Source organism: Dorea longicatena, assembly GCF_025150085.1.
Classification (GTDB): Bacteria; Bacillota; Clostridia; order Lachnospirales; family Lachnospiraceae; genus Dorea_A; species Dorea_A longicatena.
Genome location: NZ_CP102280.1, coordinates 2,800,727 through 2,825,838 on the forward strand (window position 1 = coordinate 2,800,727; position 25,112 = coordinate 2,825,838).

General features: G+C 42.0%; 27 protein-coding genes and 1 pseudogene. 4 read left to right on the plus strand and 24 right to left on the minus strand.

The genetic code is table 11. The annotated features are described in order from the left end of the window. Positions 1-17: 17 nt before the first annotated feature. The 17 genes from NQ508_RS13445 to NQ508_RS13525 form a co-directional block, all read right to left on the minus strand. The gene (locus NQ508_RS13445) at positions 18-773 is read right to left on the minus strand and encodes a DUF6382 domain-containing protein (RefSeq protein WP_006428842.1); all 756 of its coding nucleotides are present in this window, start codon (positions 771-773) and stop codon (positions 18-20) included. Between the two features lie 13 nt (positions 774-786). Next, complete coding sequence (locus NQ508_RS13450) at positions 787-1,194, minus strand: TadE family protein (protein WP_006428843.1); 408 nt, start codon at positions 1,192-1,194, stop codon at positions 787-789. A gap of 1 nt (position 1,195) precedes the next feature. Beyond that, positions 1,196-1,627 carry a prepilin peptidase gene (locus tag NQ508_RS13455; RefSeq protein ID WP_006428844.1) on the minus strand — a complete coding sequence of 144 codons (432 nt, stop codon included), beginning with the start codon at positions 1,625-1,627 and terminating at the stop codon, positions 1,196-1,198. After that, positions 1,615-2,451 carry a TadE/TadG family type IV pilus assembly protein gene (locus NQ508_RS13460; RefSeq protein ID WP_006428845.1) on the minus strand — a complete coding sequence of 279 codons (837 nt, stop codon included), beginning with the start codon at positions 2,449-2,451 and terminating at the stop codon, positions 1,615-1,617. The genes NQ508_RS13455 and NQ508_RS13460 overlap by 13 nt, the downstream gene beginning before the upstream one ends. Positions 2,452-2,565: 114 nt before the next feature. Further along, positions 2,566-4,002, minus strand: a complete 1,437-nt coding sequence (locus NQ508_RS13465; RefSeq protein ID WP_006428846.1) for a DUF5702 domain-containing protein — start codon at positions 4,000-4,002, stop codon at positions 2,566-2,568. Positions 4,003-4,008: 6 nt separating this feature from the next. Beyond that, complete coding sequence (locus tag NQ508_RS13470; RefSeq protein ID WP_006428847.1) at positions 4,009-4,185, minus strand: Flp1 family type IVb pilin; 177 nt, start codon at positions 4,183-4,185, stop codon at positions 4,009-4,011. A gap of 23 nt (positions 4,186-4,208) precedes the next feature. Continuing rightward, the gene (locus tag NQ508_RS13475; protein ID WP_242654804.1) at positions 4,209-5,414 is read right to left on the minus strand and encodes a type II secretion system F family protein; all 1,206 of its coding nucleotides are present in this window, start codon (positions 5,412-5,414) and stop codon (positions 4,209-4,211) included. Continuing rightward, on the minus strand, positions 5,414-6,190 hold the full coding sequence (locus tag NQ508_RS13480; protein WP_006428849.1) for a type II secretion system F family protein: 777 nt from the start codon (positions 6,188-6,190) through the stop codon (positions 5,414-5,416). The genes NQ508_RS13475 and NQ508_RS13480 overlap by 1 nt, the downstream gene beginning before the upstream one ends. Continuing rightward, complete coding sequence (locus NQ508_RS13485) at positions 6,120-7,364, minus strand: CpaF family protein (protein WP_006428850.1); 1,245 nt, start codon at positions 7,362-7,364, stop codon at positions 6,120-6,122. Before NQ508_RS13485 ends, NQ508_RS13480 begins: the two co-directional genes overlap by 71 nt. 6 nt (positions 7,365-7,370) lie before the next feature. Continuing rightward, on the minus strand, positions 7,371-8,288 hold the full coding sequence (locus NQ508_RS13490; RefSeq protein WP_044920673.1) for a P-loop NTPase family protein: 918 nt from the start codon (positions 8,286-8,288) through the stop codon (positions 7,371-7,373). A gap of 201 nt (positions 8,289-8,489) precedes the next feature. Next, positions 8,490-8,699 carry a pro-sigmaK processing inhibitor BofA family protein gene (locus NQ508_RS13495; protein ID WP_006428852.1) on the minus strand — a complete coding sequence of 70 codons (210 nt, stop codon included), beginning with the start codon at positions 8,697-8,699 and terminating at the stop codon, positions 8,490-8,492. 175 nt (positions 8,700-8,874) lie between these two features. Next, positions 8,875-9,363: a deoxycytidylate deaminase gene (locus tag NQ508_RS13500; RefSeq protein WP_006428854.1), complete on the minus strand. Its 489-nt coding sequence runs from the start codon at positions 9,361-9,363 to the stop codon at positions 8,875-8,877. 16 nt (positions 9,364-9,379) lie between these two features. Then, positions 9,380-10,009, minus strand: a complete 630-nt coding sequence (upp, locus tag NQ508_RS13505) for a uracil phosphoribosyltransferase (RefSeq protein ID WP_006428855.1) — start codon at positions 10,007-10,009, stop codon at positions 9,380-9,382. 26 nt (positions 10,010-10,035) lie between these two features. Then, positions 10,036-11,088 (minus strand): L-threonylcarbamoyladenylate synthase, encoded by a 1,053-nt coding sequence (locus tag NQ508_RS13510; protein ID WP_044920734.1) that lies wholly within the window; start codon positions 11,086-11,088, stop codon positions 10,036-10,038. 20 nt (positions 11,089-11,108) lie between these two features. Beyond that, a complete protein-coding gene (locus tag NQ508_RS13515; protein WP_044920676.1) occupies positions 11,109-11,789 on the minus strand; it encodes an N-acetylmuramoyl-L-alanine amidase family protein in 681 nt (226 codons plus the stop codon). A gap of 75 nt (positions 11,790-11,864) precedes the next feature. Next, entirely contained in the window at positions 11,865-13,781 is a 1,917-nt protein-coding gene (locus tag NQ508_RS13520; RefSeq protein ID WP_044920679.1) for a glycosyl hydrolase family 18 protein, read from the minus strand. A gap of 115 nt (positions 13,782-13,896) precedes the next feature. Then, on the minus strand, positions 13,897-14,109 hold the full coding sequence (locus NQ508_RS13525) for a hypothetical protein (protein WP_006428860.1): 213 nt from the start codon (positions 14,107-14,109) through the stop codon (positions 13,897-13,899). 439 nt (positions 14,110-14,548) lie between these two features. Between NQ508_RS13525 and NQ508_RS13530 the strand changes: the two genes are divergently transcribed. Next, positions 14,549-15,295, plus strand: coding sequence for an adaptor protein MecA (locus NQ508_RS13530; protein WP_044920682.1), 747 nt, complete (start codon positions 14,549-14,551; stop codon positions 15,293-15,295). Positions 15,296-15,368: 73 nt separating this feature from the next. Here the strand turns inward: NQ508_RS13530 and NQ508_RS13535 are convergent, their stop codons facing one another. Together NQ508_RS13535 and NQ508_RS13540 are read right to left on the minus strand one after the other, a co-directional pair. Next, positions 15,369-15,590 (minus strand): DUF1858 domain-containing protein, encoded by a 222-nt coding sequence (locus NQ508_RS13535; RefSeq protein ID WP_006427234.1) that lies wholly within the window; start codon positions 15,588-15,590, stop codon positions 15,369-15,371. 446 nt (positions 15,591-16,036) lie between these two features. Further along, entirely contained in the window at positions 16,037-16,972 is a 936-nt protein-coding gene (locus NQ508_RS13540) for a C40 family peptidase (RefSeq protein ID WP_006427232.1), read from the minus strand. A gap of 255 nt (positions 16,973-17,227) precedes the next feature. Between NQ508_RS13540 and NQ508_RS13545 the strand changes: the two genes are divergently transcribed. Next, positions 17,228-17,635: a Fur family transcriptional regulator gene (locus tag NQ508_RS13545; RefSeq protein ID WP_006427231.1), complete on the plus strand. Its 408-nt coding sequence runs from the start codon at positions 17,228-17,230 to the stop codon at positions 17,633-17,635. Positions 17,636-17,795: 160 nt separating this feature from the next. Continuing rightward, positions 17,796-18,338: an NADH peroxidase gene (locus NQ508_RS13550; protein ID WP_006427230.1), complete on the plus strand. Its 543-nt coding sequence runs from the start codon at positions 17,796-17,798 to the stop codon at positions 18,336-18,338. Between the two features lie 168 nt (positions 18,339-18,506). On the opposite strand, the gene NQ508_RS13555 is transcribed toward NQ508_RS13550, so the two are convergent. Beyond that, positions 18,507-19,094: an ECF transporter S component gene (locus NQ508_RS13555; RefSeq protein WP_006427229.1), complete on the minus strand. Its 588-nt coding sequence runs from the start codon at positions 19,092-19,094 to the stop codon at positions 18,507-18,509. A 279-nt stretch (positions 19,095-19,373) separates the two neighbouring features. Between NQ508_RS13555 and trhA the strand changes: the two genes are divergently transcribed. Further along, entirely contained in the window at positions 19,374-20,036 is a 663-nt protein-coding gene (trhA, locus tag NQ508_RS13560; RefSeq protein WP_022416418.1) for a PAQR family membrane homeostasis protein TrhA, read from the plus strand. A 281-nt stretch (positions 20,037-20,317) separates the two neighbouring features. Here the strand turns inward: trhA and NQ508_RS13565 are convergent. From NQ508_RS13565 to NQ508_RS13580, 4 genes and pseudogenes are all read right to left on the minus strand, one after another. Then, positions 20,318-20,551, minus strand: a pseudogene (locus NQ508_RS13565) (GIY-YIG nuclease family protein); the annotation flags it as partial. 182 nt (positions 20,552-20,733) lie between these two features. Further along, entirely contained in the window at positions 20,734-21,564 is an 831-nt protein-coding gene (locus tag NQ508_RS13570; protein ID WP_022416416.1) for a M23 family metallopeptidase, read from the minus strand. Positions 21,565-21,608: 44 nt separating this feature from the next. Then, entirely contained in the window at positions 21,609-22,517 is a 909-nt protein-coding gene (locus NQ508_RS13575; RefSeq protein ID WP_006427225.1) for a SpoIID/LytB domain-containing protein, read from the minus strand. An 84-nt stretch (positions 22,518-22,601) separates the two neighbouring features. Then, positions 22,602-25,079, minus strand: a complete 2,478-nt coding sequence (locus NQ508_RS13580; protein ID WP_006427224.1) for a glycogen/starch/alpha-glucan phosphorylase — start codon at positions 25,077-25,079, stop codon at positions 22,602-22,604. Between the last annotated feature and the right edge of the window lie 33 nt (positions 25,080-25,112).

A 25,112-nucleotide genomic window follows, 5' to 3' on the forward strand; every position in this document is an offset into this window, starting at 1 on the left:
TATTTAACTGAATTTTATCACAGCTCTTCTTCCTCTATATGCAGTCCGTCCCAGTCACCCCATTTTGACTTCTTGTGTTTATTCAGGAAACGCTTTACCGGCATCCATAGATTATCCGTCTCTCTCATGATCGAACTCCCCATCTCCTGCTCCGATATCCAGTCATGTTCTCTGGTATCATAATATGATGTCTTTTCCCTTCGTTCCTCCAGCAATTCATCGATCATCGTTTCTTTTCTTATATCCGGAATCTTCGTTTCTTCTTTTTTCTTTTCTTCACATGCTGCAATTAGTTTTTCCAGACTGTAATTATCCTCCATTGTCTCTTTATGCAATAAAAATGCCAGACGGACACATTCTTCTTCCTGATAATCCGCAACTTTTACCATATACTCCGTCAATATATGAAACTTCTCCCATATATCCTGTTTTGCCAAAGGATAATAACAAAAGTAATATCTGCCCTCTTCATAGAAAATGTATTCCGGATCCATCAGGATACAATGAATATCCAGAAGATAACGTTCCGCTTCCTTAAGTACATTTCCTAACTGTTCCATAAAGTGCCTTATATCTTCTGCTTTTAATTTCGCTCTGGCATACATCGCCTGCATTGATACCTTACCACTTACATCATAATCATAATAACTGCTGCCATTAACACCTCTTCCTCCTACATGCAAAAAGCCCTCCGGCGAATTTGCTTTTAACATTTTCATCTGGTAATCCTCTTTATATAATACGTGTTCTTCTATCGTTATCTTTCGTTCCATTATCTGATCCTTCTCATTTTTTAATCCTTCTGATATCCCGGATATATTTCTCCGGTTCCGTCACCGCTGCACGGCTTTCTACAGATATTGCCATTTTCTTTCGTCTTGCAGCTGCCTGTACTTTAATTTCATCTTTTCCCACACTGCTTTGTACTCTTATTCTTGAAAATAAGATACACTTCCTTCCCACCCTTTCTTTGAATAACGCATTTAATTCACTCTCGCTGATTCCATCCTTTTCTCTCACCTTTGTACTTCCCGTAACCGCCGTTTCATATGCGGCTCCTGCAATAATATTCTTGTCATGATAATAAAAAGATATCCTTATACATCCCATGATCAGGAATAATATCATTGGTATCAGAAAAGCCATCTCCACGGTAAAACTACCCTTTAACCACCTTTGCTTTCTTTCCTCCATCTCAGATTCCTCCTATACATACCCCAAGCAGATATCCCACTGTCAGAAATGGATAAAAAGGAAAAGCAAGTCCTTTCTTTTTTCTTTTTATTACCACACAGATCAATCCGATAATTCCAAGGATGAAAAATGCCGTCATAAGCACTTCCAAAAGTCCCCAGATTCCCAGATATATCCCCAGGATCAGAATTGCCAGGCTGTCCCCATACCCAATCGCTTCATTGGTAATTTTACTAATCCATAAAAATAATATGCCGCTTAATCCACCGGCCACCGACAATTTCCAGTCTACATTTCCCGTCAGTACCTGATAGATGATCACCCCTGCCATACATAGCAGAAGTACATCCCGCGGAACTTTCCGTATTCTATAATCCATCATTGACAGTCCTGTTAATACAGCCATTGCCAGCACCTTGCTTATTGTCCACATCTGGAACAGGCCCCCTTTCCTGCCGCCTCCGATATCGGTATTGCATATATCGTCCGTTTTAAACCACTGCACGACAGCGAACTGTGATACCGGTCTCCCGAATTCGTAATATAAATGTTTCCCCCGTTTCCTTTTACACAGTGTTCACATGGATAGTATTTGCCTCCGTTTTCATTGCGAAGTCCCTCTACCAGTTCCAAATGAGTCATGCGGATCGACAGATCCAGATGCGAACAATGATAATCTTTATGATATACAAGTCCTGTTTCCGTTACATACACCGTATCATTTCCCGTATCCATCCACCCTTCCCGTTCATATCCGCTCCACGCCTTTATCTTCATTTTCTCACTGCATTTTACCGGAGCAATCCCAAATAGCGGCACCGGAATGACTACCTGATACTCTGCCGTTAATTTACCGATCCCGGTTCGGGCCGACATCTTCGACCGTGAACAGTCTATTCCACTGCTCCCGCCTCTTACAATACTTCTTCCAAGCCGTTCTTCACCCACTGCATACACCAGATCATTCTCTATCCTTGACGGCATCAGCATCTGCGTCACACAACTTTCTTTAGCTGCTTTTTTTCCTGCATATTGAAGACCGCTTCTCACTGCCGTATGTACTGCCATCATCTCCAGAAGATACAACATCGTAACGACTGCCAGAAAGAACACCGGTACAGCAACCGCTGCCTCTGCCGTCACGCTTCCTTTCTGTCTGTCATCGGAAAATCTGCGCAATAGTTGTGAGACGGATAAAGATACCCTTTCAAGGCCTGAATAACAGATAGGTTGTGAGGGGAGTAAATTGTTACTCATAATGCGAATCCTGCTCCTTTCTTTGTTTTTTTATTATAATTTTGGGATATTTTTGATGCCTGAAAGGGCATCTTTATCCGCCTCATACTATTACATCTTGTTCTCTGATTCTTTCTACTGATAACCGTAATATGTCCGGTACTGATACTTTATTCCTCTTCTTAGATTACACACTGTACGGATCTCCATTCTTCCTGCACAGTAATCGATCCGGAACGCCGGCTGTCCGTAAATGCTCTGCATGTTTTTCTCAATGATGCCCATTGCCCGCATAGACATGCGTTCCTTTCCTTCCAGAAATAAGAGCATCCTCATATAGTCTTTGTATCCCATACCATCCTGCATATCCATGCCGGTTCCTGTATCTTCATCTGTTCCAAGTTTCATAAGACCGGACAACGATAACTGCCAGTTCGTATCATCTTTGGTAATTGCGGCCTTTTGCCCGTCTAAAAGTGATCTGACATCCATAACAGATTCTCCATATGCCCAGGCAAGCAGGATTCCCTGCGCCGCTGCCTCTGTAACAGCCGGGACTGCCAGGAGTGTACATAAAGTTCCGGCTGCAGCCCTTGCTTCCGCCTGTTTTGTACTGCTCGTCTGAAGATAAATATAATTCGGCACAAATCTCAACATCACAAGCTTCTTTGCCACCGTTTCCAGATTCCCTTTGTCACTTTCCCGGCCCGCCAGAATATATTCCAGTTCATAATCAAGTTCTCCTCCTTTCGGTCCATCGGTAAAATCTGTAAAATGATCTATCACATATTCTCCGAGCAAAACGGACGTCAACGTTCCATCCTCCGGTTCCACATCTGAAAAAGCCCCATATCCGGTATGATTTTCTCTTTTTTCCGGCATCTCCTGTAATGATATCTGTTTCTCCGATATTGTCTTATCTTTCGGAAGCACAAGTTCTAAGATTGGTGAACGTTTCAATTCTGCTACATGCTGCATCGGATTTTCCTCTTCCGGAAGTTCTGCTTCCTGTTCTCCTAAAAGATCCTTAAGCTGATCATTTTGCTTTTCCTCTTCCTCAGTAAATTCATCCGCTTTCTCTTCCTGGTTCTTCCAGAGAGAGACATTTCCCAGATATTTATCCGCCCACGCGATCCCGTACTTATGTTTCATGTATTTTCCGACCTGATCACGAAATAACTCTCCGCTATTATCTGTAAACAACTGGATCCGCTCTATCTCATTTTCCATATCTGCATCGTAATAAGAAAGACGATCCAGAATATTCTGTTCCGTGTAAGTCCCAGTCTCATAACCGCAATCAATGGCAAATACGTCATAATTTTCCAGTAATTCTTTCTGATATTCTGCAAATACACATTCCAATGCCCGGTTCATATCTGCCCGCCTGTAATTCTTTGCCATCTGCACCGACGCACTTTCCACAAGAGCCAGTATCAAAGAAACAAACAGAACAAAAGTCAACGTCAGATAGACTGTAACTTCTCCATTCAAACAGTCCCTATCCGGCCGCTTTTCCTGCACTCTTCGGTATCTGCATAATCTACAGCCGGCCGCTTCTTTCGAATGCATAATAACTTAAATTCCCGAACTTTCACTGGTGATTTTTTCAAAGATTGTCTGCACCAGACTGGTAAGCTGGGATTTGAAGATGATAACAAGCCCAATGAGAACCACCAGGATCAATATCACTTCCACTACTCCGATTCCCCTGTCATCTTTTAATACCTGTAATGCATATCGTATTCTCCACATAACATCTCTTCCTTTCTTATCCTTTATATCTGCATGGTCAAAAAAGCCGGGACTATAACAATGATCAATACCACTACCAGCATCAGAAACATTGGCAAAAGCAGTTTCGTTCCTGCTTCTTCACCCAGTCTTTTCGCCCGCGCCTTCCGTTCTTCAAAAGCCTGTATGGATTCCAGCTTTAAAAGTTCTGATAATCCCTTCGTTCCTTTTCTTAAATTTTGTGACAATAGTGCTCCTAGCCTTATATAAATCTGCAGATCACATCGTCTTCCAAAATTTTCATAGCCTTCAGCTTCTGTTACGCCGCTGTCCATTTCATGGCAGGTCTGTCTCATTTCTTCATATACGTATCTTTCATTTTCGTCTTCTTTTTCCTTCATGTATCCTTCGGTTATCTTTCTCCATGCTTTCTTTACCGTCATTCCTGCACCAAGATACAATGTCAGTTTGCTGATGACTTCCGGATAATCTTCGATCATCTGCTTTTTCCTTTCTTCTTCTGCCTTTCGGATATTCTGTTTTTGTAATGCATACAGAAGTATCCCTATCATCATTCCCATTACCGTTATAACCGGTCCGCGTTCATTAAAGGGCTGATAATATCTGAGTTCATTTGTGCCCAGCATCTCTGGCAGAATTAGTTTTTTCTTTTCTTTTGTTGCTGTATCTGCTTTTTTTATTGCCTCTTCAACGTCCTTTTTTGTGCTTTCTTCTCCGCTTAGTTTTTTCGGATATACACATGCCACGCACTGATAAGAAGCCTGCTCTTTTTCGTTTGCCGTATAGTTAAGGACTGCATTCAGTTTTACAAGAACTCCTTTTTCAGAGATATTCTGCTCCTTAAGTTTGCCCTGGATATCCATTACGTCATACCGGTCCAGTTCCCAGGAGACCTTCACAGGCTCCCCCGGGATATCTGTGACCAGATCCAGGTCCTCATCCACACGATCCAATGTCTCATTACCGGCCAATATCAGCCTGTCCATTTTCCTGATGATCCTTGAGAATAATTCCTGTACCTCCTTCGCAGAATACTGTCGCTCTGATACCTCTACCGAAGTCCGGACCTTTTTCTTTTTATTTCCGATCTCCACATCCAGTTCTTCCACTTTTTTCCCTTTTCCGTAGTCATTTCTCTCTATGGATGGTGTCATCTGTATCCGGGAACATGCCGTATCCGCTCCCGTCACTAATATCCCCAAAGCAATGATCAGGCCTGCTGCCTTCACTATACGTCGATTCTCAGGAGCCTTACTCCAAGATAATAAGCGCCCACGTAGATTCCGAGACATAGCGTCATCACCCCTATTCCTGTTACATTCCCATACAATTCTTCCATGAAATCAGAAAAACTAAGTGACATATAAGCAATAATCCCATACGGAACCATCGACATGATCTGAAATTCATATTTCTTTGCGGCAAGTAGTGTATCAATCTCTCTTTTTACCTCTATCTTATCGCCGATCTGACTCGTTGTATTACGGATAATCCCGATCATATCCCCGCCACTTTTCTTCGCTGTTACAAATACTGTCACAAAGCTTTTTACATCCTCTGACGGAACCTTCTCTGCAAATTCTTCCAGGACCTGTTCAACCGGAATATGCATTCTTAATTTCCTTGTAATGAGAAGTAATTCTCTGGAAATCCTCGCTTCTTCAGGATATTGTATCTTAAGTTCTTTTTGCGTTTCATAAAATGCATTTTCCACCGAATATCCTGTATTAAGCGCCGACGACAGTGTCTGTATCATCTCCCGGAACTGTTTTTGAAATTCCTGTTCCTTCTTTTTACTTTCTTCTTCCAGGAATTCCCTGTACAGCCAGATTCCCGGCAGTATCAAAAAAATAACGGCCCACACTCTGCGATAATAAAGCCAGGCTGTAATGCCGATCATTCCGGCCGTCTTCATCCCTGCTTTTGTGCGTTCTTTAAATGTAATATCCTGCTGCCACAAGTTTTTCGCGGTGAAAAAGTTCCGCAACTTTTTTCCATTCTCCATGGACTTTATTTTCCTGATCCTTTTTTTCATTTTCTGTTACATTTTCATCCTCCTTACGAATCTCTTCATACCGGTAAATCGTCTGCAAATGGATCTGTCCATCCCAATATCCTAATACCTCTGTTACTTCCAGCATCTTCCTGCTTTTATCCCGAAGCCTTCCAAGATGTACAATGATATCCAGTCCTGACGCGATCTGACGCTCAATTGCGGGGAGGGGAAGGTCCATTCCCATCAGTACCATAGTTTCCAGACGGCTTATCATGTCCTTCGGACTGTTCGCATGCCCCGTACTGAGACTTCCGTCGTGTCCTGTATTAAGTGCCTGAAGCATATCAATCGCTTCCGCCGAGCGCACTTCTCCTACGATGATACGGTCCGGCCTCATACGAAGCGCCGATTTGATCAGATCTCTGATCGTGACCTCCCCGGTTCCTTCTACGTTCGCGTTCCTTGCCTCCAGTCTTACAAGATTCTTTATATTCTGAATCTGCAATTCTGCATTGTCTTCAATTGTGATGATGCGTTCATTTTTTGGAATGTACTGCGATAATGCATTTAAGAATGTGGTTTTCCCGGATCCGGTTCCACCACTGATGAATATATTGTATCCGGCGGCTACTAATGAAGCCAGAAATCCCGATACTTCTGAATTGATTGACTGCCATTCCATCAGTTTATTCATTGTAATTACTTCTTTTGCAAATTTTCGGATTGTAACGATCGGTCCGTTCAGCGCTACCGGTGGCAGCACAACATTTACACGAGATCCGTCCGCAAGTCTGGCATCCACTATCGGTGATGCCTCATTTACCAGTCTGTTAGATCCTGCCACGATCTGCTGGATCACATCTTCCAGCTTGTCCGCCGACAAGAATCTTTTATCTGACTGGGATATCCTCCCTGCCTTTTCAATAAAAATATTTTGTGTTCCATTGATCATAATCTCTGTAATATCATCATCTTCCAGAAATTCCTGCAACAGATCCAGTTTCCGGAATGCATTGAAAAGTTCTTTTCCAAGCATTGTCTTCTGATCAAGCGGCAGATATTCTTCCTGTGAGACTTCCTGAAGTACTTCATAGATCAATTCTGTCAGCTCTTCATCCTCCATGTCCCTTGTCATATCTAATCTGGCCAGGATTCTTGCATGGAGCTGCTCTGCTTCTATCATTCTTTATCATCCTTCCAGTTCTTTTTTTATCATCTTATGTCTGACATCATCGTATCCCATCAGATGTAACTCCTCTTCAAACTGGAACATCTTTGCCTGCGCCACCTCCTCTTTTATTACTGCTACATGTATCTCTGTACACATCCTCAGAAGTTCATATACACCCCGGATTCCTTCATCGATATCCAATATCAGCACTTCATATATGCTCTGGCTGGCAATCTGCTCTATGAATCTCATCCATTCTTCTATCTTTACTGCCTTCAGATCTTCCGACATCCTCATTGGCAGAAGATAGTCAAGCGGCCCCATATGCTTTACCATACCCGCAAGTGCTGCTCTTAAATGCTTCTTTTCCTGTCTCGAATAATAGAGTGCATCTGCGACTGTCTGTCCAATCTCAGGAAAATGACCGCCGATACCTCCATACATCTCGAGATTCAGATACAATACATTATATGTTTTGGCCAGATCTTTCCCCAGTCTCAATGCATATCCGGTCTTCCTGCTTCGATGAACAGGGGAAAATATTCCGATGATCCGAACCTTTTCTTTCTTCACCGTGCCAAGAAAGAAATTCCCCGGTTCTACCGACTCCTGGCACTGTTCGATCACATCTCTTAAGATGGCCTCTCCGGACTGATATTTATTAATAAGTTTCTCATGCGTCTCATGTGCCACGTCTTCCGATTGTGTCAGAACAAACACACTTTCTGCCCGTACTTTTTGCCGCTCTTCCTTTGGATAACCGCTGCCGATCAGAAGAATATCAATCGGTGATTCCTCCTGCAGTCTCAGGGCCTGCGCAACACTGTTACACACCTGCACTCCAAGCGCCAATTCCTTGGTCTTCATAAAAAAATGTGCAAGCGCCGCCGCATATCTCTCTTCCTGGTCGCAAATTACCAGATTTCTGCTTACCACATACTATCCCTCCTTCAATACATTATAAAAATGTCTGAAACGTCTTGCCGATATGGCACTGAATTCATTGAATCTTTTGAATCTAACAATTAGAACTACAAATCAGATACAAGCTACTTCGTAACTTGTAGGCTGATTATATACCTGATAATTTATATTTGTCTATGGTATTTTTAAAAATTTTTAATCTTTGTGCAATGTTCACATAATTTGATAGAAAGTTATACCGTAAAGCATGGCAACCCCAGGAAATCCAAGGATTCCCGATGTCAAAAATGTGACAGGATTCATTCCCACACACGCAGAAATCCCCTGTCCGTCAAGAAATCCGTTTACAAAAAATATGATTGCGAAGCTGACAATTCCTCGAACCAGGAAATTTACTGCAATTTTTGTTCCCCATTTCTTCATAATTGTTCTTATTTCTTTTTACTTTTTTTAATTATATGTCCTTTTATCCATACTTTATTCCACTCTTTTATATACTTTGGTATCTACAGAACCCGCCACCGGCAGTTTCTTCCGAACGCATGGCGATACAAAAAAACAGGTCCGGAATTCCTTTTCCAAACCTGTTTTTCATATCTTATAACGAAATCTTAATTTCCCTGTCCGTGCGGTGATACTTATGATAGTTTACTCCCGCCGCATCAAACATCTTCATGGAAGCCATTACCGCAGCTGTACCCTCGTATTTATTACAATCATAGATAACCTCTTTAATCCCGCTTTGAATGATTGCTTTGGCACATTCATTGCATGGGAATAAGGATACATACAATTTGGCTCCTTCAAGACTGCCGCCCCGGTAATTCAGGATCGCATTCAGCTCACTGTGAACCGTATATACATATTTGGTCTCCAAAGGATCGTCCCCTTCTCTTCCCCATGGAAATACATCGTCCGAGCAGCCTGTCGGCAGACCATTATATCCCATTGACAGAATCTTATTATCCTGACTGACTATACAACATCCAACCTGCGTATTTGGATCTTTAGAACGCATTCCCGAAAGTTTGGCAACTCCCATGAAATATTCATCCCAGCTTATATAATCCTTTCTTTTATCTCCCATATGTTTCTCCTCGTCACTATTTTGTTCCGAAAATACGGTCTCCTGCGTCACCAAGTCCCGGAACGATATATTTATGTTCATTCAAATGATCGTCCAGTGCACCGATATATACATCTACATCCGGATGTGCTTCCTGCAGATGTTTTACACCTTCCGGTGCTGCAATGATACACATAAAGCGCAGATGCTTTACACCTTTATCTTTCAGCATCTGAAGTGCTGCTATACATGATCCACCGGTTGCCAGCATTGGATCTACGACAAATACTTCTCTTTCATCGCAGTCAGATGGCAGTTTGCAGTAATATTCCACCGGTTCGTATGTCTGCGGATCTCTGTAAAGACCGATATGTCCAACCTTTGCAGATGGGATCATATTTAACATTCCATCTACCATTCCAAGGCCTGCTCTTAAGATCGGAACTACAGCCAATTTCTTACCACTTAACTGCTTACCTGTCATCTCGCAGATTGGTGTTTTTATCTTAACATCTTCCATCTTCAGATCTCTTGTTGCTTCATAACACATCAATGATGCGATCTCCCCAACGATTTCTCTGAATTCTTTTGATCCTACTTCCTCATTGCGGATGTAGTTGATTTTGTGCTGAATCAGCGGATGATCCATAACCTGTACTTTCGACATTGTTCTCCTCCTTGTTGTGCAATGTATCATACCAATTTTTCTATATGATGTCCTGCAGCCTTCAGAAGACGGTTCATGATCGCACTTCCGATTCCCGCAGTATCAAACGACTCACTGTAGATATAATCTACCTGGTCGTCATCAAACTCTCTTAATATCCGGAACAGATTCGCAGCAATCGTAGACTCATCGGCTCTTGTTCCGATACATTTTACATCACCGGATTTGTAATCAGCTACGGTTTCTTCTGTTCCGATCACTCCTACCTTATAGCCTGCTTCGGATTTTTCCTTTGCGCGCTTATTAATCTCTTTTACTACTTTTTCAAGCGGTCCTTCTATGATCGTCAGATCTGCTTTTGGTGCATAATGACGGTACTTCATTCCCGGTGCTTTCGGCACCTGTTTGCTGTCCGGTCTGATCAGTGTCCGGTCAACTGTAACCTCCCCGATTACTTCTTCGAACATTTCTTTTGTGATCGCTCCGGGTCTTAAGATCATCGGCGGCTCTACTGTCACATCCAGTATCGTTGATTCCACGCCAATCTCCACAGCACCACCGTCTACGATCATATCCACTCTGCCTGTCAGATCCTCTGCCACATGCTGTGCAGTCGTCGGGCTTGGTCTTCCCGATGTATTGGCACTTGGTGCGGCGATATAACCGCCACCCGCATCTATTACTTCTCTTGCGATCTCGTCTACCGGCATTCTGACAGCAACCGTATCAAGACCTCCCGTCGTTCCATACGGCACAATATCACTCTTATTAAAGATCATTGTAAGCGGTCCCGGCCAGTATTTTTCTGCAACTTTAACAGCTTTCTCCGGAACTTCTGAGACAATTTTATCCAGTGCTTTCATATTCGTGATATGGATGATCAAAGGGTTATCGGACGGTCTTCCTTTTGCGGCATATATCTTCTTTGCCGCATCTTCATTCAATGCATCGGCTCCCAGACCATATACAGTCTCTGTGGGAAATGCAACCAGACCTCCTTCTTTTAAGATCCGTCCTGCTTCTCTTATAATATCTGTATTTTTTTGATTTTTATCTATTTTCTCTATTATTGTTTTCATGATTTTCATTATACTACACTCTAGTTTTCCACACAAGCAATGATTCCTTTCGTAATTGCATCTGCCATTTTCTTCTGATACTTCGTATCGGTCAGCTTCGCGGCCTCTTCCGGATTACTTAAGAAGCCACACTCAACGATAATCGTCGGTACTTCCGTACGTTTGAGCAGATAGTATGTATCATTTGCTTTTGCCTGTCTTGTATTCGTCTCATCCACTGTAAGAAGGGCTTTTTGCATCTGCTCCGCCATTCTCTTTCCTTCTTCCGAATGAGAATAATAAAAGACCTGTGCACCCCGTATCTGTTCATCCTGATAACTGTTCTGGTGTATACTTACCGCTGCCTGCGGCATTGTTTTATTGATGATCTCTACTCTTGCTTTCATATCATGGATCTTATTATTTCCGGCCTGTGGATCGCCGAGCATCTCATCTTTTTCTCTTGTCATTACAACTTCCCAGCCTTTTTTCTCCAGTCTTTTTTTAATTTTTCTGGCGATCTCAAGATTGACATCCTTTTCTTTTGCCTGATTCACACCGATCTTTCCCGGATCATCCCCGCCGTGCCCGCTGTCAAGAACGATTATCTTATTTTTCGCTGTTACATTTCCACTGGATACAAGTTTTTGCAGATTCTTACTGAGCAGCACAAGTACCGCCAGAAAAAGTAACAGTACTGCCAGTTCTATTTTTTTTCGCAAATAAAAATACCTCCTGCAATTCATATATTCTACTATATGACTGCAAGAGGTATTTTATCTGTTATTTAGTTTTGATTAATTTACATATTTTTGAATCAGATTCCAGATATCCGTGCTTTCCTGTCCCAAAGACCACTCAGCGGTACCTGCAAGCTTATACTTCTGCATGAGCTTAAGTTTTGGTTCGATGGATTTGGCATCTTCCAGCCAGATCTCGTATTTTGCTCCGTCTGCTTCCCATGTTGCATAATTCTGTCCGGCCTTCTTGTCCCATGTCGTCTCAACCCCAGCCTGCTTAATCTGCGCCTGGGCATTATCCATACCATATGCCACACTTTCTACATTGACAGAATACTCTGCCGCATCTGTTCCCTTTTCACTTGCCAGCTCTTCTTCTGTCTTCGGTGTTTCTTTCCACAGACGTGTAAAGAACGGAATTCCACTGATAACTTTTTTAGCCGGAACTTCTTTTAATGTCTCCTCAATACCTTCTTTTACATAATTATATGAGGATACCGGTCCTGCCTCAGGGGAACCCGCATAATATTCATCATAGCCCATGATCACTACATAATCTGCTACAATTCCCTGCTCCTTACGGTCATACTGCGTATTAAAACTCTTCGGAACATAATTGTCCACCGATAATACCAGACCATTCTGTCTGCACTTCACCGATAATTCACGAATGAATTCTATATAATGTTCTCCGCATTTATCAGATATCTTCTCGAAATCTACATTAATACCGTCTACCCCAACACGCAACGCTTCAGCGATCAGCTGTGTGATCAGCGTTTCACGTCTTGATGTATAACTAAGCAATTCGTAAGATTCCTGTTCTGAACTGATTCCTCCGTCAAAGTCTCTGACGGTCATCCACACTTCGATATTCTGCTGATGTGCATAACTTACATAATCAGATGATGCAATAGATGTAATATTGCCGCTGGTATCTGCCACATGCACCCATGTCGGTGCCAGTGTCGTAAGACCTTTGGTCTGTGCGATCTTCTGTGCCACTCCCTTATTAGCATCCTGATTTGTTACATTATGCCATGCCATATTAATGGTGTAATCCTTTGAAATGCTTGAATAGTTCTGCTCATCGAATTTTCTTGTAATGTTCTTCTTCTCTTCATTCTTCAGAGTATTGTTCTTAACATATCCGATCACACCTTCTTTTGTGCGGATCTTCTTCCAGTTTTCTTCACTTTCGATGATTGTTACTTCATCTTTTTTCTTGAGTTCTGCCAGTACAGGGCTCTTTACTCCACCCTGATAACGCACCTGTGTATTCTTCTTTACAGTTGCCACATCCGTTTTGCCCCATTTGGTTCTGATCATTACATGATCCGGATTACTTGACATTTCATAATCAATATTGGTGTACTGCTGGACAAAATCCAACGCGATATATGCTGTGTTTCCTTCTGTTTTTAAAATGACGTAATCTTCGCTCTTTTTCTCTCTGGATACCGAATAATCCTTGCTGCCCACATCTACCGATATCATATCCTTCGGAAGCATATACAACAGTACATTCTCATTCGAATCCCAGTAAAAACGGCTGTTAATGTAATCTCTTACGACATCATACGCAACATAAGCCTTTCCGTCCGACAATTTACCCTTGGCCTCTACGACCTTGTTATCTACAGTGATTCCAAGCTGTCCGTCTTTTTCAATTCCATAATATTTCTTCATATCATATTGCTCTTTTGACGGGCTGTATCGTTTCCATATAACAATCCCTGCTATTGCTGCAATTACTAATATTATTAACAGGACAAGCTGGATCATGCGGTTTCTCTGTCGTCTTCTTCTCATGCGCGCTCTGTCCGCAGAACTTCTCCTACCTGTCGGTCTTCTTCCAGGCGTCTGTCCGGATGTCCTTCTGTTTCTGCTCTGCGAAGCCGGTCTTCCGGATGGTCTTGCACTTGTTTTTTTTCTGTTATTATATGTGCGGCTATTTCTTCCTCTGTCTTCCATGCTGCACCTCCTACAGAAGACATTATAGCAAAACGTTAGATACACGTCATTATATTTCGACATTTTCATCAAAACTTTCGTTCTGATCTGCGGGGTATTTACATATTTTCTTCCATTAAATTGTTATATTCTGGAACCACACTTCTTTCACATCGCCTTTGTCATTCAGCACATAATCCCTCATATAGGACTGGTGTTCACACATTGTATGCGCCTGTACGATCTGCATAGGACTGGCCGGTACCCCATTGATCCTGAGGCTTATATTTTTCTTTTCAAAACCAGTCAGTTCCTGAAACATCTCTTTCATCTCTTCTTTCTCCCCCATACTGCTTCCTCCTCTTTACCGGATGATAACCGTGGTTGTCACGCATATTTTACGGTCAGGGAGATGCTTGTGATACAATACTGTCCTTCTATGCAGCAACTGATAAATATAACTGGAAAACAGTTCCGGCAATTATGTAATTGTAAAAATAAATTGTTAACGTGAAATATCTGCCTGAAACGGCTGTAATTAATCTGATTTGTCATTGATAGATTCATTCCACCCGGAATGTGGAATTGAAATAAAATTCAGGAAATTCTTTTCCTGATGTTCTAATAACACAGTTATCAGGGAAAACTATCTTCCAGTAGGGCCATTATATCCGATTCATTTTGAAGAATCAAGTCTTTTTTATTTTTATATTCCACTTTGTTTATATTAAATTTATTGAACATCCAACATTTTGTATGATATACTATTTTAGAAGGAAGTGATGATTATGAAGATTGAAAAAATCAGTGACAACCAGATCCGTTGTACTCTGACACGTGCCGATCTTGCTGACCGTCAGTTACAGCTCAGTGAACTGGCATACGGAACCGAGAAAGCCAAATCACTTTTCCGCGATATGATGCAACAGGCAGCCTTCGAATTTGGTTTTGAAGCAGAAGATATTCCTCTTATGATCGAGGCTATCCCTTCTGCAGATTCGATCGTGCTGATAATTACGAAAGTCGAGGACCCAGAAGAACTCGATACTAGATTTTCAAAATTTGCACCTTCTTCCATAGCTGACGCCAAGAAGAAGAATACTCCAGGCAAGCTGGAAGGAGCAGAAGGTTTACTTGATCTGCTCGGAAAGGTTCAGGAATCTTTTGAAGCACAGGCAGCACAGACTGCAAAAGCAGCTTCTGAGACTTCAGATGATAATACAGATAAGAAGGATTCCGGTAACAATATCCGGCTCTTTTCTTTCCCTGTAATGGAGAATGTACTGAAGGCCGCTCATCTGCTGGCTCCAATGTACCACGGTTCCAATACATTATACAAAGATGATCAGGAAGAGATGTATCTGCTGGCACTTGCACAGTCAGACCATTCCACCGCAGATTTTAACCGTATCTGTAATATGTTATCCGAATACGGTGCATTAGAAAGTGCATCCGGTGCAACATTTGCATTTTTAGAAGAGCACTGTGAGACATTCCTTTCCGGGAATGCGGTTCAGCAGCTTGCGAATATTTAATCTGCATACTCTGGTATACTAAAAAAGCTCTACGGGATAATTCCCCGTAGAGCTTTTTTATACTCATTTTATATTATGCCTGGCTTGCTTCCAGTGTTGCATTTAACTTTGCAACTAAAAGGTCTGGATCGATTCCATGTCCCATAGCGCCTTCTTCGATAGATTCCATCTGAGAATGTGGGCATCCGATGCAACCCATTCCTGCTTCCATCAGATCGTCAACAAGCTTTGGACATGTAGAATAGTATTTGGAAAGCAGCTCACCAAATGTCATGTCTTTTGTAATCTGTGCCATCTTATCGCCTCCTTTTTATTTCAGTGTTTCCATTATAGTAGCTTTTTACCATTGTGTAAACATTTTCTGTAAATTTATTCTTAATATTTGACTACTTAAAAGTCAATACGAATTCCTTTTTTTTTCGACAAAACGTCATTTTTATAACAAGTCTACAAAACGTTCGTTCTTTTTCTATCCCCGAGTAATCCCCCGTTTTTCCCACTTTGGGTGTGGATAACGTGGATAACTTTGTGGAAATCCCCATTTTTCTACATTTTTCCTGTTTTTTTGTGTGGATAACTTTTTCCACCATATTTTTTAAGATTTTTTACGTTCGATGAAAAGTGTCGATTTTTGTGGATTTTGTACATTGTGGATAACTCTAAATTTATGTGGATAGTGTGGATAACCAAAAAGGGACGAAAGATTCGCAAAAATATTTTAAAATCTCCCGTCCGTTTCTGTTATACCAGTCGTCTCACCGTAACAATATTCGTATATGTTGCCGGCAAAATTCCTATCCCTTTTGCACTGTTAATTGCATTTACGATCTGCCCATTTCCCATATAAATTCCAACATGTCCGTCATATAGAATAATGTCTCCCGCAACAGCCTGATCGTAACTTACCGCAGTTCCTACATTCTCCATATCCCACGTCGTACGCGGAAGAGAAATTCCAAAGTGTGCAAATACCGACTGTACGAATCCCGAACAATCCGCTCCGTTTGTCAGGCTTGTACCTCCCCATACATACGGATTACCGATAAACTGGCATGCATAATCTACAATAGCCTGTCCGGTCTGTGCCGCCTGCGTCTGTTGTTCTTCCTGTTGTTTGGCCGCTTCTTCTGCTGCCTTTTTCTCCTCCTCGGCTTTTTGTTCTGCCTCTTTTTGAAGCCTTGCGGCCTCTTCTTCTTTTGATTCTGCATACGTAAATGCTTCCTTAGCATTTTCCGTATCCTTCTTCTGCACAAGTTCTTCTGCTTTTTTCTGTGCTTCATTTCCTACTGTTATATACTCGGAATATACATATCCGGTGACATTACCCGACTGCACTTTCGTCCATTCTCCTACCGGGCCTATGATTTTTGCCGCGTAATCCGGATATAATTTTCCGACCCATTCGCTTTCTGTCGTCGGTTCACTTCTTATATAAAGAAATGACTGTACATTGGCGAATGCCATATCTAAATACTCTCCCTTTTGTGTCGGTACAAGGTAATCCTTTACCGAAATTGTCTTCTCTGACGTGTAACATTCTCCAAGTACCTGCTCAATTCCTGCTGTCGGCATATCCTGCGTATCATCTATATCTGCAGCCTGCGCCATAATCGGAAACGCCGTTATGGCTCCTGTCACAGTAACCAGGAACAATCCTTTTTTAAGAATAGAATCCATAAACTCCCTCCTTTATGTTTTCTTATCTTTTGTAATTATTACAGAATTGTTACATATGTTACGTTTGTTATTATAACATTACAACACGTTTTGTCAAGGTTTTCTTTGATTATAATACATTTAATATTCGATTTATATTTATTATTTGTTACATTTTGTTACATTCATTCTTTTATATTGACAAAATATATCATCCGAATTATACTAAAGATATATCAATTATAGTAATTATTATCATTATTGAAGGGAGGATTTATGGCCGGTTTAAAATATAGCAAGCAAAGGGCCTCTATAAAAGATTACCTGATGCACACGACTTCTCATCCGACTGCTGATACCGTATATCTTCATATTAAAGAAGAATTTCCTAATATCAGCCTCGGAACCGTATACCGCAACCTGAACCTGCTTGCAGATATCGGAGAAGCGCTTCGGATTCCGACACCGGATGGCGGCGATCGTTTTGATGGACGCTGCGAACCTCATTATCATGTAGTATGCACCAATTGCGGAAATGTATTCGATCTGGAAATGGATGATTCCTATATCCAGAAGATTAATGAAGATGCGAATAAATATTTCGATGGAATCATCGAATCACACACCACACTTTTCCACGGTCTCTGTGGCGAATGTGCAAAAAAATTAAACGAGAATAAATAATAAAATTTATCAAAAACTAATTGACAAACACATAAGATTATGCTAAATTAATATCAGTAACAATTACTAATATTAATTTAGCGCAACTTAAGAGATTATAACTACTCTCTTATCAATCAATAACAAAAAAAATATTATAAAAGAAAAGGAGAACAACACTATGAAAAAATTTGTATGTACAGTATGCGGATATGTTTATGAAGGAGAAGCTGCACCGGAGAAATGTCCAGTATGTGGCGTAGGCGCTGACAAGTTCAAAGAGCAGACAGGTGAAAGAGAATGGGCTGCTGAGCACGTTGTAGGTGTGGCAAAAGGTGTAAGCGAAGACATCTTAGCTGACTTAAGAGCTAACTTCGAAGGAGAATGTTCAGAGGTTGGAATGTATCTTGCAATGGCAAGAGTTGCTCACAGAGAAGGATATCCTGAAGTTGGATTATACTATGAAAAAGCTGCATGGGAAGAAGCTGAGCACGCTGCTAAATTTGCAGAACTTCTTGGCGAAGTTGTTACAGACAGCACAAAGAAGAACCTTGAGATGCGTGTAGACGCAGAGAACGGCGCTACAGCTGGTAAGTTCGACCTTGCAAAACGTGCAAAAGCTGCTAACCTGGATGCAATCCATGACACAGTTCATGAGATGGCAAGAGATGAGGCACGTCACGGAAGAGCATTCGAAGGACTTCTTAAGAGATATTTTGGATAGGAACGATCTGATATAACAAGAATTTTTATTCCGATATCTTCCGGATGAAATAATGATTCAGAATCGCAAAAGGCAGATACACCACTTAAGGTATATCTGCCTTTTTATATCACCATAGTTCATAAGTATCTGCCAATTTCCAAAGGAAAAAGTCTGTGATATCCCCTTCTATGCCATGCGCACATAGATCTTTTTCACCGGCTGATACAGAATCGCAATTGCGATCACCATAAATACTGCATTGATCACAGTCGCCGGAAGTGATGTGAATGCTGCCACTGCAGCTGCTGCAAATCCACTTCCTACCATCATCATTGCGATCGTGCTCATAGTAAATTCCATGATTACGTTGATACATCCATAGATAAATGCGCAGACAACTGCTGCTCCGTATTCTTTCTTCTTGTCTCCGTCTGCTTTCTTCTTAAGCATCATGAAAAGTGCTCCGACGATCAGACATTTTACTGCTGTCTCCACAAATGTCTTCGGCGCATCCTGCATGTAACCATTCAGCATATCAAAGATTGTAAGTCCAAGTGTCCCTGATACAGCTCCTCTCTTGCCACCCTGAAGTAACAGTCCCATTACGACAAATATATGTCCAAAATGGAGAAATGGTGTTCCGACTGCTGCCGGAAGTGGAATCCTGAACGACTGAATTCCAAGAAATGTAATTGCGGTAAAGAATGCCGTGATCACAAGGTTCTTTACTTTATTATCATTCATTGTCCTGCCTGCTGTTATATTTGTACTCATTGTACTCTCCCTTCCTGCACACTTCCATCGTGTGTATAACAGATGAATCCCTCATCTGCCATAATTTAATACCGCATAATATATTATCACGAAAGTGGATGTGTCCATACAGCCAGTTGTTCTATTTTCGCACAGGCCAGTTTATATAATACTTTGATTTTAAAAATATTTTTGTTTTTCTACTTGATTTTTTTCAGTTTCGGGTATAATATACACATATAGCAAACGTAGTATTAAAAACTACATGTCATATTTTCGACATTCAGGAGGTGCATGATTATGGCAGAGCAGTTAAAAGAACACATTAAAGATCCGGGAAGCGCGATCACACATTTTATCGGAATGTTGATGGCAATCTTCGCAGCAATTCCATTGCTTTTAAAAGCGGCGCGCGAACCGAGTAAAATTTACATTATCGCAATTGCTGTATATGCGGCAAGCCTGATCTTACTGTACGCCGCAAGCACAACTTACCATACATTCGATAAATCCAGAAAAGTAAATACAATCCTTAAAAAAATCGACCACATGATGATCAGCGTACTCATTGCCGGAAGTTACACTCCGATCTGTCTGCTGGTACTTGGCGGCAGAACCGGACTCATCCTTCTGGCAATCGTATGGGCATTTGCCATTGCCGGAATCCTGATCAAAGCATTCTGGGTATTCTGTCCGAAATGGGTTTCTTCCGTGCTCTATATCGGCATGGGCTGGACCTGTGTCCTGGCATTTACACAGTTACTGAATTCCTTAAGCCCGGCAGCTTTCGGATGGCTGCTGGCCGGTGGTATCATCTACACCGTTGGCGGCGTGATCTATGCTTTGAAGCTTCCAATCTTTAACAATAAGCACAAATATTTCGGAAGCCATGAGATCTTTCATCTGTTTGTAATGGCCGGAAGTGCCTGCCACTTCGTAGTGATGTATGCATTTGTACTTTAAGTAATATCCATTTATCCTTATATTTCCGGTATACAGAGAACTTGCTGCCAGCAACATCTCTTGCATACTTTAGCAGCTTCTTTCGAACACATGGCGATAAAAAAGAGCCCGCATCACACACGGGATATTAAATAATATCTCTCCCGACTTGATGCGAGCTCTTTTTTCATTTATTCTGCCAGTTCTTTTGCTTCCCGTGTAAGTTTCTTAATCTTCTCAAATTCACCGGCTTTAATCATATCTCCCTTTACCATCCAGCTTCCGCATAAGTTTCCATTACCCTTGATCAATATCTCTTTTTCTTTCCTGGTCAAATGCTTGATCGCATATTCCCGGCTCATTGCCTCATTTTTTGTCTCATGCTCTTCATAATACACAAGCTTCACCGGTCTTCTGGTCTTTGTATACTTTGCGCCTTTTCCACTGTTATGTGCTTTTATCCGCTTATTCAGATCATTTGTCCACCCTGTGTATAATGTACTGTCCGCACACTTTACGATGTATGTATAATTCATGTAGTTGTCCCCACTTATCCACAATCGGTCCGATTTTTCCTGTAACAATCCACTTTATTTTATCCATTATCCCACGGAAAGTCAATTTTATCCCCTGTTCATAGATTTTTCCGCATACTTTGATATCGGCAGAACGCTAAAAAAGACCGGAAAATTTCTTAAGAATCTCCGGTCCCTTTCTGTTAATCCTGATCCGCCGTATACTCCACCGGATTCACCGGCTGTCCGTCTTTTCGCATCTCAAAATACACATTACAGCCTTCTTTGCTGTAATACTTTGTCGGCTGACTCACATAACCAAGCACACTCTTTGCTTCCACATAATCCCCAACTTTCACCGGGACTTCTTTCAACTGTCCATATAACAGCTCATATCCATTTCCGATATCTACGTTAACCGTTGTTCCGGTCTGTGCACTGACATCGATCGACTTGACGATTCCGGGCGCACCGCAGAGTACCTGGTCGCCTTCTGCGCCTTCGATGATCACAGCCGGATTATACTTGTACTGATCCAGCGTCTGGAAATATACTGTCTTATCCATGCTGTAGCTCATGATCACAGCTCCGTTCACCGGCCACAGGATGTAACTGTCTTCCGTAAAGTTGATATTGTGACTTTTTCCTGCCGTTGCCTGGGTTCCGGTATGACCTGATGATCCGGATGTTCCGGTTCCTTCGGATCCTGAAGTTCCGGTTGTCCCGGAATCTGTTGTCCCGGAATCTGTTGTCCCAGAGCCCGTTGTTGTTCCGTCTTTCCCGGTTCCGTTACTGTCACTTTCATCCGTATCACTTGTCATATCTTCGTTTTTAATCTTGGATGTTCCGGTTTCTTTTGCCGCTTCGCTGTCTTGTTTCGCCTTTTCTTCCGCCTTCGCCAATTCATTTTTCTGCGTTTTTCTGTAATCATTAAATGTATATGTTCCTGCTATTGCAATCGCTGCCACAAAACATAATACTGCTGCTACGGTAGCACGCCGTTTTGACATTGACGGTTTCTGATTTTTATTCATTTCATCACCACCTCTGACCATATTTTTGCCAGATTGTGATATAGTTATACACCTTTTACGATTTCTGTCACTTCTTTTATCTCCGTTCCATTAAAAAAATATTTTAAAATATTTTTATAGCTTTTTTTCTTCTTTGCCATCTCATTTGCCGTATACTGGCTCATTCCGATCCCATGTCCGGTTCCTCTTGTTGTCACCCGCAATTTGCCGTTATAACGCTGCAGGGTAAAACAGCTGGATGCCAGGTTATATTTATTTCGGAATTCTTCCCCGCTGATGGTATTATCTCCCACACGGATCTTTAATACATATCCTACAGAATCTGTTTCCACTACCTCCACATCCATCGTCCCTATATCTTTTTCTCCCAATACAACCGTCTGTATCTCATCTTCTGCATTCACATCCTCCGGGCATTCCACAATCTTCAGATAAGGATACTCCTCCTTTCCAAGAACCTCTTTCGCATCCCTGGTATATCCATTACTCAGATTAAAAAATGGTGTCATCGCCAGACCGTCTTCATAGAATAGCACTTGTCCTGCCGTGGATTCCAGCGCATTTTTTAACTTGCGGTAATTTTCTGCATATCGCATCCCCCACGCCGACTTCATCTGTTTCTCGGTCCAGAATTCTTTCTCAAGCTTCTGTCCTTCCCCCGCATCCCGGATTGCCCGGTAGACTTCTGTCCGCACCAGGATTGCCTGGGCCTTCAATGCTTCTTCTTCATATTCTGCCGGCATGTCCCTCGCCAATATTCCAATGCAATATTTTTCCACCGGCATCTTCCCACCGCCCTTTACATCTATTGTCATCTCATCTACTTTCGATGCAGTTACAATCTTTGGACCATTTACAAATACGGTTACAATATACGGTAATAATATTATGATAAGCGCCCAGCAGGCTGCCTTTTTTATTTTTTCTCTATAATAATACCTTCTGTTCCACATAAAAAAAGCCCTCCCATACCTCAATGTATGAGAGAGCTTCTCTTATTATTCATATACAAAAGAACTTGCCACTGACAACTTCTCTTAATATTCTAATTCATCCTCATCGATCACAACATGATCCAGATGCCAGATATCATCTACATATTCCTGGATTGTTCTGTCGGCAGAGAATTTACCACAACAAGCAGTGTTCTTAAGAGCCATCTTAGCCCATTTTTCTTTATCTTTGTAAGCTTCCATTGCACGAGCCTGAGCATCTGCATAAGAACGGAAGTCCTTTAAGATAAAGTACATATCTGCTCTTGACCCCCCCTGATTATTCAGAAGGCTGTTGTAAAGGTCACGATACATCTCTGTATCGCCGTTAGAATATGTTCCGTCTACCATCTGGTCTACCACTCTGTGGATATCCGGATCATTGTTGTAAATGTCATATGGATTATATCCGCCGTTCTGCTCGTAGTTGATAACTTCGTCGGCACTCAGTCCGAAGATAAATGCATTGTCGATTCCAACTTCGTCTACGATCTCTACGTTTGCTCCGTCCATTGTTCCGAGAGTCGGTGCACCGTTCATCATGAACTTCATGTTACCTGTTCCGGAAGCTTCTTTGGAAGCTGTAGAAATCTGCTCACTGATGTCTGCTGCCGCGAAGATAAGCTCTGCGTTGGATACGCGGTAATCTTCGATGAAGACAACTTTCAGTTTGCCGTTGATGCTGCGGTCATTGTTGATCACATCCGCAACAGAGTTGATCAGTTTGATAATCTCTTTAGCACGGATATATCCTGCAGAAGCCTTTGCTCCGAAGATATATGTCTTAGGATAGAAGGACATTTCCGGATGTTCTTTGATCTGGTTGTACAGATACATTACATGCAGGATGTTCAGTAACTGACGTTTGTACTCGTGCAGACGTTTTACCTGTACGTCGAAGATCGATCTTGGATCTACTTCTACACCGTTGTGCTCTTTGATGTAAGCTGCAAGACGTTCTTTGTTCTTGAACTTGATCGTCATGAATTCTTTCAGAGCCTCTTCGTCATCCAGCCATTCCTTCAATCCGCTCATCTTGGACAAGTCTGTAATCCACTCTTTTGTGCCGAGCTTTTCTGTTACCCAGTCAGCAAGCAGCGGGTTCGCATGCATGAGGAAACGTCTCTGTGTGATACCATTTGTCTTGTTGTTGAACTTCTCCGGCATCATCTGATAGAAGTCTTTCAGTTCCTGATTCTTCAGAATCTCTGTATGCAGCTTTGCAACACCATTGACAGAATAACCTGCAACGATTGCAAGGTGTGCCATCTTCACCTGGCCGTCCATCAGGATTGCCATCTTCTTAACCTTTTCTTCATTACCAGGATACTTTGCTCTTACCTGCGCGATGAAACGGCGGTCGATTTCCTGGATGATCTGGTAAATACGCGGAAGCAGTCTTGAGAACAGGTCGATCGGCCATTTCTCAAGTGCTTCTGCCATGATCGTATGGTTCGTATATGCACAGCATTTTGTTGTGATATCCCATGCTTCATTCCATCCGAGATTCTCCTCATCAAGAAGAATACGCATCAGCTCTGCTACTGCTACTGTCGGATGTGTATCATTCATCTGGAATGTTACTTTCTCCGGCAGTTTACTGATATCACCATGTTTCTTTTTAAACTTTGTAATTGCAGCCTGGATACTTGCTGATACGAAGAAATACTGCTGTTTCAGTCTCAGTTCTTTTCCTGCGATGTGGTTATCATTTGGATAAAGCACTTCTACGATATTCTTCGCAAGGTTCTCCTGCTCAACGGCTTTGTGATAATCTCCACGGTCAAAAGAATCTAACTGGAAGTCTACGATCGCTTCTGCATCCCAGATACGAAGTGTATTCACGATATGGTTGCCGTATCCTACGATCGGATAATCATAAGGGATAGCCATTACAGATTCATAGTTCTCCTGAACGAAGTGTGTCTTTCCTGTCTCATCGTATTCCACACGGATATTTCCGCCAAAACGTACTTCTTTCGCATATTCCGGTCTACGAAGCTCAAACGGATTACCATCTTTCAGCCAGTTATCCGGTGCTTCTACCTGATAGCCGTCTCTGATCTTCTGCTTGAACATACCATAACGGTAACGGATACCGCATCCGTAAGATGCATATCCCAGTGTTGCAAGAGAATCCAGGAAACATGCTGCCAGACGTCCGAGTCCACCGTTACCAAGTGCCGGATCCGGCTCCTGATCCTCGATCACATTCAGGTCGATTCCCATCTCTTCCAGAGCTTCTTTTACTTCCTTATATGCCGTCATGTTGATCAGGTTGTTTCCGAGAGCTCTTCCGAGCAGGAATTCCATGGACATGTAATATACGGTCTTCGGATCGTCTTTCTCATACTGTTTCTGTGTTGCAAGCCAGTCATCGATGATGGCTTCCTTTACAGCATAAGAAACTGCCTGGAACAACTGCTGCGGAGTTGCCTCTTCTACTTCCTTACGGAACAATGTCTTCACATTGTTCCGCACATCTCTTTTAAATACGTCTTTTTCAAATCTTGGATTATACATTTTCTACTTCCCTTCTTAAAAACTGGGCTTTGA